The organism is Streptococcus sp. 2020WUSS089, assembly GCF_044427405.1.
Classification (GTDB): domain Bacteria; phylum Bacillota; class Bacilli; order Lactobacillales; family Streptococcaceae; genus Streptococcus; species Streptococcus hashimotonensis.
In genome coordinates this window covers 365521-384950 of sequence record NZ_JAOTGD010000001.1, presented here as the reverse complement: position 1 = coordinate 384950, position 19430 = coordinate 365521, and the positions used below count along the sequence as shown (strand labels likewise).

Here is a 19430-nt window from a genome sequence, read left to right as displayed (position 1 = left end):
AGAAAATGAAAAGAATATTCACTCTTTTAACAGTTCTTTTAACCGTTTTAGGAATGAATGCACGTCCAGTATTTGCTGTATCAAATACGGATCAAGCAGAATTAAAAATTACCAACATTGAGGGAAATCCTACAGTTACCCTTTATAAAATAGGTGAAGGTGTATATAACGCAACGAATGACTCATTTATTCGTTTCGATTATGCAAGTGGAGTTAAACTAACAGAAACTGGACCAACTGCAGAAGAAATTACAAACATTGCTAATGGTATTTTAGACAATACAATTCAAGCCAAAGCATCAGAAGTTCTCCAAGTTACAAATGGGACTGCAACCTATACAGCGACAGGTGCAGGGGTTTATATTGCTATTTTGACAGGAGCTACAGATGGTCGCTCCTTCAACCCAATCTTGCTTGCAGCGTCTTACAACGGTGAAGGTAAATTGACAGGTGGGAGTGTTGATTCAAAAGCTAAATATCTTTATGGTCAAACTTCTGTAGCCAAATCAACTCTTCCAAGTATTGATAAGACAGTTTCAGGAGTGACTGCAGATGCTGATAAAAATTCTGCTTCACTAGGTCAAGTATTGACTTATTCCTTGAATGTGACGCTTCCAAGCTATCCAACTCAGGCTAAAAACAAGACAGTTTTTATTTCAGATACAATGTCTGAAGGTTTGACATTTGATTATGCAAGCTTGACAATTTCTTGGAATGGTCAAACATTGATTGCTGACACTACTGGTCAATTTAAAACTCAAGGGGATATTTTGATTGCTAAGGCAGTTAAAGTTGGCAATGGCTTTAATCTGGCATTTGTCTATGATAATTTGAATGAAATTGCACCTGTGGTAACCTATAAAGGTATCATCAATGACAAGGCTGTTGTTGGTGGAACAGGAAATGCCAACAAGGCTGAGTTCTTCTATGCGCGTAACCCTAACAGTGGTAATACGTACGAAGATCCAAATAATAAGCCAAATCCTCAAAATGACAATACCATCGCAAATAAAGAAGACAGTGAGACAGTCTACACTTACCAAATCGCCTTTAAAAAAGTAGATTCTATCACGAAAGCACCTCTTGCTGGTGCAGTTTTCGGAATTTACTCTGATGCGGAAACTAAGCAATTAGTAGATATTGTAACTACAAATGCGGATGGTTATGCCATCTCAACAAAGGTTGGTAAGGGCACCTACTATTTGAAAGAGATTACTGCACCAACAGGCTACTCATTAAACACTAATGTATATACTGCTGAAGCAAGCTGGACCTCAGCAACAACAACTTCAAGTGCAAGCTCAACTCGTAGTGAATACACCTCAGTTGTCGGTGAAGCAAAGGATAGCACACAAGTTGGTTGGTTGAAAAACAATGTCTTTTATAAATTGGATAATAAACCAGAAGGTACCGATGTACAAGCTGCCTATTTGAAAGCAACAACTACTACGGCACAAAATACAACTGTGACAACAACTAATCCAACTGCTGGTGCGGGGACAGTATCTATTGCTGACGTACCAAATACCAAATTAGGAGAATTGCCATCAACAGGTGGAATGGGAACATACTTATTCACATTTATCGGTGTCTTAGTGCTCACGGTTGGCTTAGGTTTGTACTTTACTAAAAATAAAAAAGCATAAGTAACAGAATTAATAAACAAGTATGGAGGGAAGGCGTTGCCTTCTCTACATTTTTTAGGAGAAGGACGTGAAACAAAGAGCAGGTATCAGATATATTTTCCTTATTTTAGTGGGGATACTGATTTTATTGTATCCGTATATCAGTAGCAGCTGGAATCGGTACCGTGACCAACAATTAATCAGTTCTCATAGAGAGTGGGTAGATACTCAGCCAGAAAAAGAAAAGGAAAAAATGTGGCAAGCTGCTCAATCCTATAATAATGAGTTAGGGATTCAGCCTGTACCTGATGCCTTTTCCTTACGTGAGGGGATTCATGATCCTAAGTATGAGGCAGTATTAAATGCCTCTCAGGATGGGATGATGGGGTATGTAGAAATTCCAAAAATCGATATTGAATTACCAATCTATCACTATACAAGCGACAGTGTCTTACAAAAAGGAGCTGGTCACCTATTTGGTAGTGCCCTGCCCGTTGGGGGAGATGGTAGTCATACGGTTGTATCAGCCCATAGAGGGTTACCGAATGCAGAAATGTTTACCAATCTTCCGCAATTAGAAAAAGGAGATCAATTCTATTTCCATGTTTTGGGAGAGACTCTTGCTTACGAAGTTGATAGGATTCAAGTTGTGAAGCCGGATCAGGTAAGTTCACTGTCCGGTATTGAGGGAGAAGATTATGCGACATTGATCACTTGTACACCTTATGGAATAAATACAGAACGGATTTTGGTTCGCGGAAAACGAGTTCCGTATGATAAGAAGGATTACGAAAAAGCCCAATCTAGTCAAAAGAAAGTTGATGAGATTTACCTTGCTGTTCAAGTGGTTTGTGGTGTATTAGGATTCCTCCTATCTCTCCTAATCATTTTATTCATGAAAAAATGTGATCAGAAGAGAAAAAATAAAGAGAGCATGTAGTTTATCTACGTGCTTTTTCTATTGAGTCACTTGTACCGCTTTCATGCTATAATAGTAGCTATGGAAGAAAAATATTTGAAAATTGCTCAGGAATTGGGCGTTAGTTTAAAACAGATTGATACTGTCCTGTCTTTGACGGCTGAAGGCAACACTATTCCCTTTATCGCTCGTTATCGGAAGGATGTGACGGGGAACTTGGATGAGGTGGTCATCAAGTCCATCATCGATCGGGATAAGGCCTTGACTGCTCTTGCTGAACGTAAGGCTACCGTTCTTGCCAAGATTGAAGAACAAGGTAAATTGACAGACCAGCTCCGTCAGGCTATCGAGGAAGCGGAAAAGTTGGCAGATGTGGAGGAACTCTACCTGCCTTATAAGGAAAAACGTCGGACCAAGGCAACGGTGGCGCGTGAGGCTGGGCTGTTCCCGCTGGCTCGTCTAATTTTGCAGAATGTGGCTGACTTGGAAGAACAGGCTGCTGCTTTTATCTGCGAGGGTTTTGACACTGCCCAGGCTTGTTTGGCTGGGGCTGTGGATATTTTGGTCGAAGCTATCTCAGAAGACAATAAACTGCGGGCCTGGGTCTACCATGAAGTACAGACCAATTCAAGCCTTACTTCAGAGCTAAAAGATCAAGAAGCAGACGAGAAAGAAGTCTTTCAGATTTACTATGATTTTTCTGAGAAAGTGGCAAAAATGCAGGGTTATAAGACCCTGGCCATCAATCGTGGAGAGAAATTAGGTGTTCTCAAGGTTACTTTTGAACACAATGTGGATAAGATGGTCCGTTTCTTCGAACTGCGTTTTCCACAGTCTAATAGCTATATTAAGGATGTCATTCAGCAGGCCATCAAGAAGAAAATTTTGCCTGCTATGGAGCGTCGTATTCGAACAGAATTGACGGAAGAAGCAGAAGAAGGAGCTATCCAGCTCTTCTCTAAAAACCTACGAAATCTGCTCCTTGTATCTCCCCTCAAAGGCAAGGTCGTTCTTGGTTTTGACCCTGCCTTTCGGACAGGTGCTAAGCTGGCAGTTGTTGACCAGACTGGAAAACTCTTGACAACCCAGGTCATCTATCCAGTTGAGCCGGCTGGTCAGCGACAAATTGCTCAGGCCAAGAAAGACTTAGCAGACTTGATTGGGCAATACCAAGTGGAAATTATTGCTATCGGAAATGGGACGGCCAGCCGTGAATCGGAAGCCTTCGTTGCTGATTTGCTCAAGGATTTCCCAGAAGTTTCTTACGTCATCGTCAATGAAAGCGGAGCCTCTGTCTACTCAGCTTCTGAACTGGCTCGATATGAGTTCCCAGACCTCCCTGTGGAAAAACGCTCTGCCATTTCCATCGCCCGCCGTCTGCAAGACCCTCTGGCAGAGCTGGTCAAAATCGATCCCAAGTCTATCGGTGTCGGCCAGTACCAGCACGATGTTAACCAGAAATCTCTGTCTGAAAGTCTGGACTTTGTAGTCGATACGGTGGTCAACCAGGTCGGGGTCAATGTCAATACGGCCAGTCCTGCCCTTTTGGCTCACGTGGCTGGTCTCAATAAGACTATTTCGGAGAATATCGTCAAGTACCGCGAGGAAAATGGTGCCCTGACTTCTCGTCAGCAGCTCAAGAAGGTGCCTCGTCTGGGTGATAAGGCCTTTGAGCAGGCAGCTGGTTTTTTGCGCATCCCAGATGCGACTAACTTTTTGGACAATACTGGCGTGCACCCCGAGTCTTACAAGGCTGTGGAAAACCTGTTAGAACTTCTAGCTATTGACCACTTAGATGAGGCTGCGCAGGAAAAATTGAAGCAGGTGGCTATCGCAGATACGGCAGAAAAAATCGGTGTTGGTCAGGAAACCTTGAAGGACATCATTGCAGACTTGCTCAAACCAGGTCGTGATTTGCGGGATGACTTTGAAGCACCAGTCCTCCGTCAAGATGTCTTGGATGTTAAGGACCTGGTAGTCGGACAGGAATTGCAAGGTACAGTCCGAAATATTGTGGACTTTGGAGCCTTTGTGGACATCGGTGTCCATGAAGATGGCTTGGTTCACATTTCACGCATGGTTAAACGCAAACGAGATAAGAATGGACGCCAACAAGCCTTACCTCATCCTAGCGAAGTCCTCGCTGTTGGGGAAATCGTTACTGTCTGGGTGGTGGAAGTGGACATCAAACGCAACCGTATCGGTCTTAGCCTTTTGAAACCAAATGGATCTGAATAAGTATGTGCAAGAAGTTTCCTTGCAAGACTTCGGTAAGGAATTTCGGCATCAGGCTGTCTGGAACAGGCGACTGCGGTCAACAGGTGGTCGCTTTTTTCCAAGAGATGGGCATTTGGATTTTAACCCCAAACATCTGGAGGAACAAGGCTTAGAAGTCTTTCGGAAGATTGTCCGCCACGAGCTCTGCCACTACCATCTCTACTTTGAGAAAAAAGGCTATCGGCACGGAGATAGGGACTTCAAGGAACTGCTGGCTGTGGTGGACGGTCTGCGCTATGCTCCCAAACTGGAACAAACTACCAAGCCTAGCCTGCTGTATACCTGTCAGTCCTGTGGACAAGTCTACCAGCGCAAGCGCCGCATTGACCTAAAAAAATACCGATGTGGGAAGTGTAGGGGCAAACTTACTTTGAAAGAATAGAGAATCAGTCTTCGGGCTGATTTTTTTGTGGAGAAATGTGATATACTAGAGTAGAATTGAGGTGAGTCTATGACGCAAAAGAGAGAAGAACGCTTAATTGAGTTATATGAAAAAGGTGTCTTGACCAAGGAAGAGGCGCGTGCCTGTTTTAAGGAAATGAATCAAGAACCAGACTTTCTTTTTGTGGAAGAAAAAGTAAAATTGAATTTTACCTTGCCAAGTTTTAAGGTCTTTGCTTCCTCCAAATTGAAACAATCCTATAGTTTTGAAGGGATTGAATCACTCTTTTTAAAATTATCTGAGGGACGTCTAACTTTGGCTAAGTCTAAAAATAATCAGATTAGTGTGGAGATTTGCTACAATCAAGATGCACCAGAAGATAAGCTTCCTCGTCTTTATGTTGAAAAAAAGGGGCTTTATTTTCACAGTAGTTTGGCCTGTCGTTTGACAATCAACTTACCTCAGGAATGGATGTCAGTGCTGGATTTGGAACTTGGTCAGGCAGATGCTCGCTTGGATTATTTACCATTTGAAGATATTTCTATCCGCAGTTCAAGGGATAAAAAACAACAGGATATTCGCTTGACGACTTGCGGTGGTTATCCCCAACACTTGTATGTGCAACTAGCTCAGGCTCCCTTGACTTTACAAACTGGCAAAGGCCAGGGAATTCGGGGGCAGATTGAGTCGCAATCAGGTCATGTCTTGGTTAACCGGAAAAAGAAAAATAGTCCCTATCAGTTTGAAAAATCTGGCAATGATTTACTTTTCTTGAAAGTACAAACAGGTCAAGGGGGCTTTTACGTGAAAGGAATAAAAGATGTCGATTGAATTATATAAAGTAAGGCAGGGGAAGATAGTATCTGGGGTTCTTGCCGGCATAGCGCATAAATTGGGCTGGGAATCCTGGGTAACACGCGCGATATTTATTGCAGGTCTCCTCTTAGGCAAATCCTTCCTCCTTCTGATTGCTCTCTATATTGCAGCAGCTTATTTTTTACCCTATAAGGAAGATAGGGATGCGGAACGATATGGAACAGGTCCACGTAAGATAAAAGAAGCGGAAAAGATAAATAAGTCTTGGTTTGAATAATACAAAAAACTTGAGTTTAAAGGCTCAAGTTTTTTGTATGCTTATACTCAATGAAAATCAAAAGTAGCCTAGGAAACGAAGTCGAAGATAGAACTTGAGTTCATCAAGGCAAGTTGACAACGGATAATTTTGATTTTCGAAGAGTATTAGTTTGTGTGGCTTGCGATGATGTCCATTTGTCCTGTAAAGGTCCAGTCTTTCACATCGGCTGGTAAGATAAAGTGGCTTCCTTTTTGAAGTGGGTAGTTGGTCTCACCGACTTGGATAGCACCTTCCCCTTCGATGACACTGACAAGCAGGTAGGGAACTGTCTGTTCCATTTTGATTTCTTGTTGGATACTCCATTTATATACGGTAAAGAAGGGATTGGCAACCAGGAGTGTCGAGTCAAGATTGCCCGCTTTGAGGTGGGCAGGTGTTGAATTAGCAACAGGTCCGATGGTCAGTACATCAATCGATTTCTCAATGTGTAGTTCACGGAGGTTGCCTGCATCGTCACGGCGGTCAAAGTCATAGACACGGTAGGTTGTATCGCTAGATTGTTGGGTTTCTAAAATAAGGATTCCCTTACCGATGGCGTGCATGGTGCCGCTTGGTACAAAGAAGAAATCACCCTTTTTGACGGGTACATGGGTCAACAGCTTGTCCCAATCTCCAGCTTCGATTTGCTGACGGAGTTCTTCTTTGGATTGGGCATTGTGACCATAAATGATTTCAGCTCCGTCTTCGGCTTCCAAAATATACCAACATTCTGTCTTGCCCAGTTCCCCTTCGTGAGCCAAACCATAGCTATCATCGGGATGGACTTGAACGCTGAGCCAATCGTCTGCATCAAGGATTTTTGTTAATAATGGAAAGACATCATCTGTTGGATTGTCAAATAAATGTTTTTCATTCTGATAGAGGTCATCCAGTCCTCTTCCTTTATATTGACCGTTTGAGACTGTTGTTACGCCATTTGGATGGGCAGAAATAGCCCAGCATTCACCAGTCTTTTCACTAGGAATGTCGTAGTGGTAGTTGGTTCTTAGGCGATTGCCCCCCCAAATTTTTTCGTGCATAACAGGTGTGAGAAACAATGGTTCCATGATTTTCTCCTTAGTAGTAAGTATTAATCTATATAAAGTATAACAGATTTGTTAGAAATATGTAGCACTGGGAGGGAAGTGCATTTAATCTGTGGAAGTTTTGCTAATTTTGTGAGAAAAAGAAAGAAACTCATTCTTTTTACCCAATCAGCCACTTGTTTTTCCCCCAACCCCTAGCTTATGGTATAATATAATAAAACTGAAAGTGAGGGAAGAAATGACCGTTTATGTGAAAGATTTGGTCGATAATCTGCGGATTGAATGTGCTTACAGTACGGAAGAGCTCCTGCAAAAGCAAATTACGACGGCAGATATTACCCGACCAGGATTGGAAATGACTGGCTATTTTGATTACTATGCTCCAGAGCGCATCCAGTTGATAGGGATGAAGGAGTGGTCTTATTTGATGGCCATGACTGCCCATAACCGCTATCAGGTTCTTTCTCAGATGTTCCAGCCAGAAACCCCTGTTGTCATAGTGGCACGTGGCTTGGAAATCCCTGAGGAGATGTACAAGGCTGCAAAAGAAAAACAAATTGCTATCTGTCGAAGCAAGACAGCAACCAGTCGTCTATCGGGAGAATTGTCTTCTTACTTGGATAGTCGCCTGGCTCAGCGGACGAGTGTACACGGTGTCTTGATGGACATTTACGGTATGGGTGTGCTTATCCAGGGTGATTCTGGTATCGGTAAGAGTGAGACTGGTCTTGAGTTGGTTAAACGAGGACACCGATTGGTGGCTGATGACCGTGTTGATGTCTATGCAAAAGACGATGTCACTCTCTGGGGTGAACCTGCGGAAATTCTGCGCCACTTATTAGAGATTCGAGGAGTCGGCATTATCGACATCATGAGTCTATACGGTGCTAGTGCCGTGAAAGATTCATCAGAAGTGCAATTAGCTGTCTACTTAGAAAATTTTGAAACAGGTAAGGTATTTGACCGTTTGGGAAACTCTGGCGATACTATTGAAATAGCAGGAATTGCTATTCCACAAATACGTATTCCTGTAAAAACCGGTCGAAATATTTCTGTCGTAATTGAAGCTGCAGCCATGAACTACCGTGCCAAACAGATGGGGTTTGATGCAACGAAGATCTTCGAAGAACGCTTGTCTAATCTAATTGAACACAATAGAGAAGAGGCTTAATATGGATCCTATTGCGATTAAATTAGGTCCCTTAGAAATTCGTTGGTATGCAATCTGCATTTTGCTTGGTCTGATTCTAGGTGTTTATTTGGCGACAAAAGAGGGACCACGAAAGAAAATCCGTCAGGATGATATTTTAGATTTTATTCTAATCGCATTTCCGCTTTCTATCATAGGGGCACGGATTTACTATGTAGCCTTTTCATGGAGTGAATATAAGGATAACATTTTATCTATCTTCGCTATCTGGAACGGAGGTATTGCCATCTATGGTGGTTTGATTACAGGTGCAATCGTCCTTTATTTCTTTACCCGGTATCGCTTTATTAATACCCTGGATTTTTTGGATATTGTAGCGCCATCGGTCATGATTGCTCAGGCCATCGGTCGTTGGGGAAATTTCTTTAACCAAGAGGCCTATGGTAAAGCAGTAGAAAGTTTGAACTACCTGCCAGCCTTTATCCGAGACCAGATGTATATTGATGGTGCCTACCGTCAACCAACCTTCTTGTTTGAGTCTCTCTGGAATTTGCTAGGCTTTGGCTTGGTTTGTGTGTTACGTAGACGGCCAAAATTCCTTAAACAGGGAGAAATTACAGCTTTCTACCTAGTCTGGTATGGTTGTGGTCGCCTTTTGATAGAAGGCTTGCGGACGGACAGCCTCATGTTCTTGGGAATACGTATTTCACAATGGCTATCTGGGGTGTTAATCCTCGTTGGTATTATCATGGTTGTGTTGCGGAGAAGAAAGTCTTCTATTCCATTCTATCAACCCTAAAGGAGAAGATATGATTATTGAAATTTCTGTCTTGATTATTGCCTTGTCCATCGCGGCGGTGGCAGTATATATTGTTTTGTTGTTGAAAAAATTGGGTACGGTGACAGATGAAGCCCAGCAAACGCTTAAGGTCTTGACCAGCGATGTCAATGTGACTCTCTATCAGACCAACGAGCTTTTGGCTAAAACCAATGTCTTAGTCGAAGATGTAAATGGTAAGGTTTCGACCCTTGATCCTCTTTTTGTAGCGGTAGCTGACTTGTCAACTTCTGTATCAGATTTGAATGCTTCAGCGCGTGATTTGACAGTCAAAGCTAAGTCTGCTGGAGCAAGTACTGTAAAAGCCGGCGGAGCTCTTTCAGCTCTGTCAACTCTCTCATCTCTCTTAGGTAAGAAAGGAGAAAAAAATGGTAAAAAAATCTAGTAGCGTGTGGACTAGCCTTTTGTTAGGGGCAGCAGGCGGAGCTGCTGCAGCTGCTTTTCTAGCAAGTAAAACTGGTAAAACAGTCAAAGAAAAAGTTGTAAACTTTGCTAATGACTATAAAGAAAACCATGAAGAAATCAATGCTGATTTTGTCACTAAGGCACAAGATTTAGGCAAACAAGCGACTGAACGATTTACCGAAGTAAAAACTCAACTTGAAACTGGTGAATTGACAGTAGAAGATTTGGTCAAGTCTGGTAAGGAAAAATCCTTGGAAACCTTTGAGCAAATCAAGGAAAAAATTGCGGAACAAAACTTGTCAACGGCTGACATTTTGGAAGCTATCAAGGCAAAAACTGCTAAAGCTCCGACAGTGGATTTGACAGAAGAAGATATTGAGGATGCTGTAGTTGTGTCTGAAGATATTGAGCTTACAATTGATGATGTTATCATCGAACCTGTATCAGAAACAGTTTCAGAAGTAGCAAGCGAAACTGCCTCAGAAACAGTTGAAGGATAAAAAGAAACTAGCTTAGAATCTTCTAGGCTAGTTTTGTTGTTCTTGGTACCATTCTCCCCAGTCCGACATGGAATCCAGGATTGGTTTTAAGGAGTGTCCGAGTTCGGTTAGAGAGTATTCCACACGGGGTGGGACTTCTGGATAGACCTTGCGGTCCACCACGCCCTTAGCTTCGAGGTCCCGCAGGTTGCTGGTCAGGACCTTCTGGCTAATGGAACCAATGGAACGTTGCAACTCTCCAAAGCGTTTGGTGCCGTCCATGAGGTCGCGTAGGATGAGAATGTTCCACTTGCTGCCAATCAAGAGCAAGGTCGTTTCGACGGGACAGGCTGGTAGAGTTTGGGGTAATTTTTTACTGGTCATAGCTTCCTCCAAAATTTTTTTCAAAAAACTTTAGTCTAATTTTCCTTGAAAGTATACATTTCTTACCTTGAGGTAACTACCCTACTTTAAGGTGCATACTTTCCAAAAGATACTGTTAGTGTTAGTATAATGGCAGAGCTGGAAAAAAGCAAGGAAAGAAGACAGAAAGAGGATGAAGATGACAGAAGATAGAAAAATAACCCAAGCTAAAAAATTACTCGCAGAAGCAGATGCAATCGTGATTGGTGCAGGTGCGGGCCTGTCCAGTGCAGCAGGTTTGACCTATTCAGGTCAACGTTTTGAGGAACATTTTGCACCGTTTATCAAGGAATACGGGCTGACAGATATGTATTCCGCTGGCTTTTATCCCTTTGCGACCAAGGAGAAAAAGTGGGGCTACTGGAGTCAGCACCTCTATCTCAATCGCTACCAGACAGGCAGCCTGCCGCTCTATCAGGATTTGTATGAGCTGGTGGCGGACAAGAATTACTTTGTTATCACGACCAATGTGGATAGTCAGTTTGAGAAAGCTGGTTTTGATAAGGAAAATATCTTTGAAGTTCAGGGAAATTACGGGGAGTTTCAATGCTCGGTGCCTTGTCATGAAGGCGTTTATAATAACCAAATAGCCTTGGAAATCCTGCTTGCCAACCGTCAGGGTTTGGTGGTTAGAACTGACGATATTCCCAAATGTCCCAAGTGTGGGGCAGACATGATGAGCCGCTTAAGAATTGACCACCGTTTTGTTGAGGATGCCAACTGGCACAAGCAGGAAGAGGCTTATATTGCATTTTTACAGGAAAATGCGGCGAAGAAAATTATCTTTTTGGAGCTGGGCGTGGGCTACAATACGCCGACCATTATCAAGTTTCCCTTTGAACGCTTGAATCAGACCTTGCCAAGTGCCAGTCTGATTCGGATCAATCTAGAAGACCCAGAGCGTGAAGGGATTCTGACCTTTCATCAAGATATGCAGGAGGTGGTAAGTGCATGGAAAAACTAGAAAAATTGATTCACTATCTGGCACCTGACTTGGACCTGCCTCAGACTCAGGAAGAGCAAGAATGGGCCTTGCGAGCCTTGATGAACATCTGGGAGCCCAGGGGCATGCCAGCAGAGTTTTGGACCTTGCAAGATGCCTATTTACAGGAAAAGTTGGCTCAGAAAAACCTGACTAGTCTGTCCGATTTGCAAGAGGTGGAGCCACAGATTTATCTCTGGCAGGGGGACATTACTAGCTTGCAGGTAGATGCTATTGTCAACGCAGCCAACAGTCAGCTCTTGGGTTGCTTTGTGCCGCATCATCGCTGTATTGACAATGCCATTCATTCGCAGGCGGGTCTTCAACTGCGGCTGGCTTGTTATCAACTTATGAAGGTTCAAGGGCACTTGGAAGCAACAGGTCAGGCCAAGATAACGCCAGCCTACAATCTGCCAGCTAACTATGTCATTCATACGGTTGGGCCGATTATTCAGGCGGAGGTTCGTTCTCAAGATGAAGCACTGCTCGCTTCTTCTTATCAAAAGAGTTTGGAAGTGGCTGTGGCAAATGGGCTGACCAGCATAGCCTTTTGCTGCATCAGTACAGGCGAGTTTCGTTTTCCCAACCAGTTGGCTGCGGAGATTGCGGTCAGAACTGTGCGGAATTTTATCAAAGAACATCCAGAAATCAAGGTAATTTTTAATGTTTTCAAAGATGAGGATAAAGAAAACTATCAAAAATTACTAAAACATTAGTCAAAGTGATTGACTAATTTTCTTTTTTTGATAAAATGGTAAAAAACTTTGACTAATTCGATGAAGGAGGACAGTTTATGAAAGCTGTTGTAGTTTCAAAAGCAGGTGGTCCAGAGGTTTTGGAGGTACGAGAAGTAGCAAAGCCACAGGTCAAAACAGGCTGGTCCTTGGTAAAAATCAAAGGGTTTGGTATCAATCATTCGGAGATTTTTACCAGACAGGGCTTGTCACCAAGCGTGGTCTTTCCACGGATTTTGGGCATTGAGCTAGTCGGAGTGGTAGAGGATACAACGGAGCCAGACAGGCTACCAGTCGGGCAGAAAGTTGTGTCCATCATGGGCGAACTAGGTCGGGCTTTCGACGGTGGTTATGCAGAATATGCTCTGGTGCCCAATCAAACTCTCTACCCTATTGAGACAGATTTGGGCTGGGCGGAACTAGCTAGCGTCCCTGAAACCTACTATACTGCCTACGGCTCCATGAAAAATCTCAAGCTGGAAGCGGCAGACCGCATCTTGGTGCGTGCGGGGGCTAGCGGGGTTGGACAGGCCTTTGTCAAGTTGGTGCGGAGCCAGTTTCCAGACCTTCCTATCTACGCTTCTGTCCGCAAGTTAGAAAAGACCGATCAGCTGCTTGCCTCTGGTTTTAGCCAAGTCATCCTTGAAAAAGACGGACGTTTGCAGACGGATCTGACCTTTAGCAAGATTTTTGAGCTGGTCGGGCCTGCTACCCTGTCGGATTCCTTAGCTCATCTGGAGGAGGGCGGCATCATCTGCTCGACGGGGCAGCTGGGTGGCAAGTGGTATCTGGAGGACTTTGATCCGATTGAGCAGTTGCGGCAGAATGTCTATCTGACCACTTTTTATTCAGGCCATGTCAATCAGGACAAGTTGCAGGAGATGTTTGACTATATCGCAACCTATCAGGTGCCAGTTGGGCCTGAGAAGGTGTTTAGTCTAGATACTATACAAGAAGCGCATCGCTATTTGGAGGGGTCAGAGGCTTTTGGTAAGGTGATTGTGCTTAATAGGGAGGGTGACGATGACAGAAGTTAGGAAAAGAAGTAAGGATTATGCTCGTATGTTTGACCAGCAAGTTGGGCTCTATGAGGGCTACGCTCGCCGGCATGGGCTCAATGCAAAATGCTTATCCATTCTCATGTGGATTTATTATAATCCCGGAGGTGTGACACAGAATTGGGTCAGCAAGAAGACCTATTCAAGCAAACAAGTTGTCAATGCTACTGTAAAGAAATTTTTGGATGGAGGCCTGGTAGTTTTAGAGGAGAATCCAGCAGATAAGCGACATAAGAAAATTAAATTGACAGAGGAGGGGCAGCAATTTGCTAGTCGCATTTTGGACCCCTTAGAGGAGGCGGAAAATAAGGCGCTGTCTCAACTCAGTCAGGAGGAACAGGAGCTCATGCTAGGATTAATTCAGCGCTACAGTCAGAGTCTCATGGCTATTTTAAAAGGAGAAAATGATGATTGATTATCAAAATGTATCCCTGACTTGTAAGGTTAGCGGACCAATCTTGAAAAATTTGACCTTTGATATTCAAGAAGGGGAGTTCTTTGTCTTGATTGGACCGAGTGGTAGTGGAAAGACAACTACGTTGAAATTGATTAACCGTCTAATTGAGCAGACTGAGGGAGAGGTTTTTTTTCAAGGTAAGCGGCTTAAGGATTTCGACCTGCGTGAATTACGTTTGGAGACAGGTTATGTTCTTCAGCAGATAGCCCTTTTTCCAAATATGACAGTGGCTGAAAATATCGCTCTTATTCCTGAAATGAAAGGTTTGGGTAAGGAAGAAACCTTGACGAGGACGAGAGAGCTCTTGACCAAGGTTGGCTTGGAACCAGACAGCTATCTGGATCGTTTGCCCAAGGACTTGTCAGGGGGAGAAAAACAGCGGATCGGGATTTTGCGGGCCATCATTGCAAATCCAAAGGTCTTGCTCATGGACGAACCTTTCTCAGCTCTAGATCCAATCAGTAAGGCTCAGTTGCAGGACTTGATTAAGGAATTACATGAGGAATTCAAGATGACAACAGTTTTCGTTACTCATGATATGGATGAGGCGGTTAAATTGGCGGATCGCATCTGTCTCATGCAAGATGGACAAGTTGTGCAATTAGGAAGTCCTGATGAATTGAGGAATCGTCCTGCCAATGATTTTGTCAAGGAATTTATCAGAGCTCGAGGAGGTATGTAATGAACCTATTTGAAACCTTTATAGAACGCAAGGACGAGTGGGGAATTGCTCTTTTTGAACACCTTCGCATCTCCCTTCTAGCTTTGATTATTGCGATTGCCATTGCAGTACCTTTGGGACTGATTCTATCTAGTAAAAAACGCTTGACTGAGTGGAGTCTGCAAATAACAGGTATCTTCCAAACTATTCCATCCCTTGCTTTGCTTGGTCTTTTCATTCCTTTTATGGGAATCGGAACCTTGCCAGCAGTAGTAGCGCTCGTTATTTATGCTATCTTTCCTATCTTGCAGGGGACATTGACAGGCCTTGGAGAAATCGACCCTTCTCTGGAAGAAGCAGCAACCGCTTTTGGTATGAATAAATGGGAGAAGTTGAAAAAATTTAAGTTAGCACTTGCCATGCCTATTTTGATGTCAGGGATTCGGACAGCTTCCATTATGATTATCGGAACGGCGACTCTGGCAGCCTTGGTGGGGGCTGGGGGGCTAGGCTCCTTTATTCTACTTGGAATTGACCGCAATGATTCAGCCTTGATTTTGATTGGTGCGGTATCGTCGGCTGTCCTTGCAGTACTTTTCGGTTACGGCATTCGTCTGTTGCAGGACAAGAAACCCAAGACAATTTTGTTGGCTCTATTGGTGACTTTATTTACTGTTGGAGCTAGTTATGTTCCCATGCTTAATTTTTCCACAAAACAGTTGGTCATTGCAGGGAAGCTCGGTGCAGAACCTGAAATTCTCATCAATATGTATAAGTTGTTGATTGAGGACCAGACAGACATCAAGGTGGAGATAAAACCTAATTTCGGAAAGACTAGCTTCCTGTATGAAGCACTCAAATCAGGTTCTATTGATATTTATCCTGAGTACACAGGGACCATTACAAGTACTCTTTTGAAAAATTCACCAACGGATTTATCAACGAATCCTGAGGAGGTTTATACTTACGCTAAAGAAGCGATTTTGGAGCAGGATGGTCTGATGTATTTAGCACCAATGGCTTTCCAGAATACCTATGCTTTGGCTGTAACGGAAGATTATGCTCAGAAAAATGGCATTGAAAAGATTTCGGATTTGGCAAAAGTGCAGCAGACAGCTGTCGCAGGTTTCTCATTAGAGTTTAATGACCGCGAAGATGGTAATATCGGTCTAAAAAATCTATACAATCTCCAACTCAATGTCAAGACCATGGAGCCAGCCCTTCGTTATGAAGCTATTAAGAGTGGTAATGTGCAGATTATCGAAGCATATTCTACAGACAGCAAGGTAGTCACTTACAAATTGAAAATCCTAGAAGACGACAAACAGCTCTTCCCACCCTATCAGGCTGCTCCGCTATTGTCCAAAGAAACCCTAGAAAAATATCCTGAGTTGGAGCAAGTCCTAGGGGTCTTGGCAAGCAAAATCTCGACCGAGGAAATGACCCAGATGAACTATGCGGTCGATGTGGAAGGCAAGTTGGCAGAGCAAGTGGCGAGGGAATATTTGGAACGAGAAGAATTGTTAAAATAGGAGAACATCATGTCACATCAACTAGATAACGCTAAAAATCTTTACCTTCGTGGCATTCGGGACGGGGAAATCAAGGAAGCACAAGACAACTATATGGGGGCTAGCTACACCCAGCACAGTACGGGTGTGCCTGATGAAAAAGAGGGCTTTGCGGCTTTCTTTGAGGACTTTTTCAAACGCAATCCCAAGCGTGAAATCAACATTGTGCGTGCCATTGAGGACGGGAATTTTGTCTTTGTCCATGTTCACCAGAAACTCAATGACGGTGAGGCTGAGTGGGTGACGGCGGACATCTTCCGTTCGGATGAAAATGGTCGTATCGTCGAGCATTGGGATGTTATCGATGCCTATCCAAAAACCATTGGCCAAACAGACCCGATTTACGCAGACTTTGAGCTGACAGACCTAGATAAGACTGAGGACAACAAGAAAATCGTCCGTCGCTTCTTGGTCGATGTCCTTCAAAATGGGGAAATCGACAAGTTTTACGACTATGTGGCAGCTGATCTGATTCAGCACAACCAAGAGATTGCCCAAGGCGGTGCAGCCTATAAGGACTATCTGGTCGATAAGGCTGTTGACTACGACTTTGTCTTCAAGGTGATAGGACAGGGGGACTATGTCGTGGCTTATTCGAAAGTCTGTATTGCAGGTCAGGACTACGCCCACTTTGACATCTACCGCCTCAAAGACGGTAAGATTGTCGAGCACTGGGACAACAAGGAAGTCATGCCAGAGAAGAAAGACTTGACCAATCTAGGGAAGTTTTAATGAAAAAAGTAAAGCAGGCAAGCTCGGTTGAGACTGTCTACTTTTTTTATAACAGCAACATTCTTTACTTGTTGCACTGCATATTTATACATTTTTTGAAAGAATATGGTACAATAAGAGCAGAATAAATAAAAGTAGGAAGTCTTATGAAATTACCACGTTTTGGCGTTGAGGAATGGCTGAATGTCCATGAAAATAGCGCGATTTATGATATAGCTGGGGTGTCCATTTCTTCATTGACTTTGGAGGAATTGTTTGCCTTGTCGGGCACCAAGCCTGAGGATTTTTATGAGAAATTGCAGGGCACCAAGCTCAACTATGGCTGGATAGAAGGTTCGCCAGCATTTAAAAAATCGGTTAGTCAACTCTATACAGGCGTCAAGCCAGAACAAATTCTCCAGACCAACGGGGCAACAGGGGCCAACTTGTTAGTTCTTTATAGTTTGATTGAACCAGGAGACCATGTCATTTCCCTTTATCCGACCTACCAACAACTCTATGATATTCCAAAGTCCTTGGGAGCAGAAGTGGATTTGTGGCAGATTGAGGAGGAAAATGACTGGTTGCCAGACTTGGAAAAACTGCGTCAGCTCATTCGTCCTAATACTAAGATGATTTGCATCAACAATGCCAATAATCCAACAGGTGCTGTCATGGATAGGGTCTATTTGGAAGAATTGGCGGAAATTGCTGGTGAAGTTGGAGCTTACATACTCTCGGATGAAGTCTATCGTTCCTTTTCTGAGCTGGATGTGCCATCTATTATAGAAGTCTATGATAAAGGAATTGCTGTAAATAGCTTATCCAAGACCTACTCCCTGCCAGGTATTCGCATTGGTTGGGTGGCTGCCAATCTTGAAGTGACAGATATATTGAGAGATTATCGGGATTACACTATGATTTGTGCAGGTGTCTTTGACGACCTGGTGGCTCAATTAGCTTTGGCCCATTATCAAGAAATTCTAGAACGCAATCGGCGCATTTTAGAAGAAAATCTAGCAATTTTGGACCAATGGATTGAGAATGAACCCCTCGTTTCCTATATCCGTCCAGCGGTTGTTTCTACCAGCTTTGTCAAGATTGCAGTAGATATGCCTATGGAAGATTTTTGCTTGCAACTTTTGCAGGAATACGGTGTTCTTCTAGTGCCTGGCAATCGGTTTGATCGTGATGGCTATGTCCGTCTAGGATTTGCCTGTGAACAAGAAACTCTAATCAAAGGATTAGAAAAACTATCCCAATTTTTAAGAAGATTTGGCACAGAAAAACTAGCTTAGAATTCTAAGCTAGTTTTCTTGATTATCTTCATTATTTATCGAACGTTGAAAAAAAGTTCGCCAATCGGGTAAGGAAATTTCTGGACTTGGTAAGATAGTGTTGAGATTATCTCTCCAAATTTGGTAGCGGGTGTCAAAGAGTAGCCGAATGAGTTTGTCCATCATCTCAGCTTCTTCTGGAGCTACTTCTTTTCTCAGTCGATCAATTTCCTGTAATTTCTGTAGGGGATTTACCGTGATGTCGCTAAAACGTTCAATTCCTGCTTTGATGAAGATGCCGAAAAACAAATCGAAGAAGTCTCGTAATTCATCGTCTGTTAAACTAGCCGTCCAAGTTTTTAAGGCTTGGTCGGTTTGTAGGCTATCGCTGGTCAGGGCAGGGGCTAGTTTGAAGTCGCTTCCGTCAACCTCCCAAGAAAAACTGATGTGTTGTAGAATGCCGAGGGTATTACTCTGAACGATTTGAGCATTTTCTGGTGTTTCTAACATCATACCGACAATTGAATTCTGGGGAATGACGGGGAAAATCCGTTGGTGAATAGCTTGGTAACTAGGTGCTTCCAAGTGTTTTTTGTGTAAGCCAGGTGAATCAAAGGGATAGATAGCTAGGATTCTATCCTGTTGGTCTGTAGCTTGCTGGCATGCTGCATAGAGGGCTAAATTTCCGCCTTTCGAATGACCGGCCAGATAAAAATGGCCCATCTGCTGCATCATAAGTTTTTCTAAGTAGCCACTCGCTGCACGTTGGGCAGGAATTTCATCCATATAGGTCATGTGGAAGTCTTCCTTCCAACCGATAATGGTGTCGTCTGTTCCCCTGAAGCAAGTCACAATCGTTTTTCGGTCAATGCGATAGCTGATTGCTGAAAACTGCTTTTCCTGTTCCAACTGATAATCGTCAACGAAGCCAAATGCCTTGATAGATTTGAAGCGTTTGGATTTGGCTAGAAGTCCAAGTAAGGCTAGGCGGTTTTTGGTCACCATAGAAAAGGGAGGGAAATTATTTTTGTAGGTCTCTTCAAAGGCCGCTGCCAACCGATCAAGTCGTACACCATTTTCTGTAAAAGAGTAGGGGACCAGATTATCAAAAGGGAGGTAGGAAAGTTCGGTCAGAGCCAGAATATCTAGCTTATTGATAGGTTTATCATAAAAATTATCGTATTGAGTTTCTTCAATATAGGTTAATAAATTCGGCATAGCAGTCCTTTCCTTTTTTATCTAGTATAACGAAATATGTGGGGAATGACAAATTTGCACCACTGATGACCTGGTTTTATAGTCTACTTCTTGTGTAAATGTA

Annotated in this window: 21 protein-coding genes; 18 read left to right on the top strand and 3 right to left on the bottom strand. The window is 43.2% G+C overall.

Annotation, left to right across the window (positions count from 1 at the left end; translation table 11 throughout):
• Positions 1–5: 5 nt before the first annotated feature.
• From ODU46_RS01810 to ODU46_RS01785, 6 genes are all read left to right on the top strand, one after another.
• Positions 6–1646, top strand: coding sequence for a SpaA isopeptide-forming pilin-related protein (locus tag ODU46_RS01810; protein ID WP_318802911.1), 1641 nt, complete (start codon positions 6–8; stop codon positions 1644–1646).
• A gap of 67 nt (positions 1647–1713) precedes the next feature.
• A complete protein-coding gene (locus ODU46_RS01805; protein ID WP_318802909.1) occupies positions 1714–2565 on the top strand; it encodes a class C sortase in 852 nt (283 codons plus the stop codon).
• Between the two features lie 60 nt (positions 2566–2625).
• Positions 2626–4782: a Tex family protein gene (locus ODU46_RS01800; RefSeq protein WP_230333312.1), complete on the top strand. Its 2157-nt coding sequence runs from the start codon at positions 2626–2628 to the stop codon at positions 4780–4782.
• Positions 4769–5203: a SprT family protein gene (locus tag ODU46_RS01795; RefSeq protein ID WP_398579149.1), complete on the top strand. Its 435-nt coding sequence runs from the start codon at positions 4769–4771 to the stop codon at positions 5201–5203. Before ODU46_RS01800 ends, ODU46_RS01795 begins: the two co-directional genes overlap by 14 nt.
• 69 nt (positions 5204–5272) lie before the next feature.
• Positions 5273–6034: a hypothetical protein gene (locus ODU46_RS01790; RefSeq protein ID WP_029188257.1), complete on the top strand. Its 762-nt coding sequence runs from the start codon at positions 5273–5275 to the stop codon at positions 6032–6034.
• Positions 6024–6296: a PspC domain-containing protein gene (locus ODU46_RS01785; protein ID WP_002936774.1), complete on the top strand. Its 273-nt coding sequence runs from the start codon at positions 6024–6026 to the stop codon at positions 6294–6296. The genes ODU46_RS01790 and ODU46_RS01785 overlap by 11 nt, the downstream gene beginning before the upstream one ends.
• A 146-nt stretch (positions 6297–6442) precedes the next feature.
• Here ODU46_RS01785 and manA read toward each other — a convergent pair whose 3' ends face one another.
• Positions 6443–7384 (bottom strand): mannose-6-phosphate isomerase, class I, encoded by a 942-nt coding sequence (gene manA, locus ODU46_RS01780; RefSeq protein ID WP_398579148.1) that lies wholly within the window; start codon positions 7382–7384, stop codon positions 6443–6445.
• A 217-nt stretch (positions 7385–7601) separates the two neighbouring features.
• Between manA and hprK the strand changes: the two genes are divergently transcribed.
• The 4 genes from hprK to ODU46_RS01760 are packed head-to-tail and all read left to right on the top strand — an operon-like array spanning position 7602 to position 10256.
• Positions 7602–8534: an HPr(Ser) kinase/phosphatase gene (gene hprK, locus ODU46_RS01775; protein ID WP_004194807.1), complete on the top strand. Its 933-nt coding sequence runs from the start codon at positions 7602–7604 to the stop codon at positions 8532–8534.
• 1 nt (position 8535) lies between these two features.
• Positions 8536–9312 (top strand): prolipoprotein diacylglyceryl transferase, encoded by a 777-nt coding sequence (gene lgt, locus ODU46_RS01770; RefSeq protein WP_398579147.1) that lies wholly within the window; start codon positions 8536–8538, stop codon positions 9310–9312.
• Between the two features lie 13 nt (positions 9313–9325).
• Positions 9326–9736 (top strand): DUF948 domain-containing protein, encoded by a 411-nt coding sequence (locus ODU46_RS01765; RefSeq protein ID WP_024376744.1) that lies wholly within the window; start codon positions 9326–9328, stop codon positions 9734–9736.
• Positions 9720–10256 (top strand): YtxH domain-containing protein, encoded by a 537-nt coding sequence (locus ODU46_RS01760; protein WP_014637092.1) that lies wholly within the window; start codon positions 9720–9722, stop codon positions 10254–10256. The genes ODU46_RS01765 and ODU46_RS01760 overlap by 17 nt, the downstream gene beginning before the upstream one ends.
• Positions 10257–10283: 27 nt before the next feature.
• On the opposite strand, the gene ODU46_RS01755 is transcribed toward ODU46_RS01760, so the two are convergent.
• Complete coding sequence (locus ODU46_RS01755) at positions 10284–10619, bottom strand: helix-turn-helix domain-containing protein (RefSeq protein WP_024384988.1); 336 nt, start codon at positions 10617–10619, stop codon at positions 10284–10286.
• Between the two features lie 178 nt (positions 10620–10797).
• Between ODU46_RS01755 and ODU46_RS01750 the strand changes: the two genes are divergently transcribed.
• From ODU46_RS01750 to ODU46_RS01715, 8 genes are all read left to right on the top strand, one after another.
• On the top strand, positions 10798–11622 hold the full coding sequence (locus ODU46_RS01750; protein WP_398579146.1) for an SIR2 family NAD-dependent protein deacylase: 825 nt from the start codon (positions 10798–10800) through the stop codon (positions 11620–11622).
• On the top strand, positions 11610–12356 hold the full coding sequence (locus ODU46_RS01745; RefSeq protein WP_222759974.1) for a protein-ADP-ribose hydrolase: 747 nt from the start codon (positions 11610–11612) through the stop codon (positions 12354–12356). The genes ODU46_RS01750 and ODU46_RS01745 overlap by 13 nt, the downstream gene beginning before the upstream one ends.
• 77 nt (positions 12357–12433) lie before the next feature.
• Entirely contained in the window at positions 12434–13411 is a 978-nt protein-coding gene (locus tag ODU46_RS01740) for a zinc-binding dehydrogenase (protein WP_222759976.1), read from the top strand.
• Positions 13398–13847 (top strand): MarR family winged helix-turn-helix transcriptional regulator, encoded by a 450-nt coding sequence (locus tag ODU46_RS01735; RefSeq protein WP_024384984.1) that lies wholly within the window; start codon positions 13398–13400, stop codon positions 13845–13847. The genes ODU46_RS01740 and ODU46_RS01735 overlap by 14 nt, the downstream gene beginning before the upstream one ends.
• Positions 13840–14571, top strand: a complete 732-nt coding sequence (locus ODU46_RS01730) for an ABC transporter ATP-binding protein (protein ID WP_015647177.1) — start codon at positions 13840–13842, stop codon at positions 14569–14571. Before ODU46_RS01735 ends, ODU46_RS01730 begins: the two co-directional genes overlap by 8 nt.
• Entirely contained in the window at positions 14571–16082 is a 1512-nt protein-coding gene (locus ODU46_RS01725) for an ABC transporter permease/substrate-binding protein (RefSeq protein ID WP_136628129.1), read from the top strand. Before ODU46_RS01730 ends, ODU46_RS01725 begins: the two co-directional genes overlap by 1 nt.
• A 9-nt stretch (positions 16083–16091) precedes the next feature.
• Entirely contained in the window at positions 16092–16853 is a 762-nt protein-coding gene (locus ODU46_RS01720) for an ester cyclase (protein ID WP_136628130.1), read from the top strand.
• A gap of 146 nt (positions 16854–16999) precedes the next feature.
• Positions 17000–18130, top strand: a complete 1131-nt coding sequence (locus ODU46_RS01715) for an aminotransferase (protein ID WP_398579145.1) — start codon at positions 17000–17002, stop codon at positions 18128–18130.
• 9 nt (positions 18131–18139) lie between these two features.
• Here the strand turns inward: ODU46_RS01715 and ODU46_RS01710 are convergent, their stop codons facing one another.
• Positions 18140–19327 carry a DUF2974 domain-containing protein gene (locus ODU46_RS01710; protein WP_398579144.1) on the bottom strand — a complete coding sequence of 396 codons (1188 nt, stop codon included), beginning with the start codon at positions 19325–19327 and terminating at the stop codon, positions 18140–18142.
• Between the last annotated feature and the right edge of the window lie 103 nt (positions 19328–19430).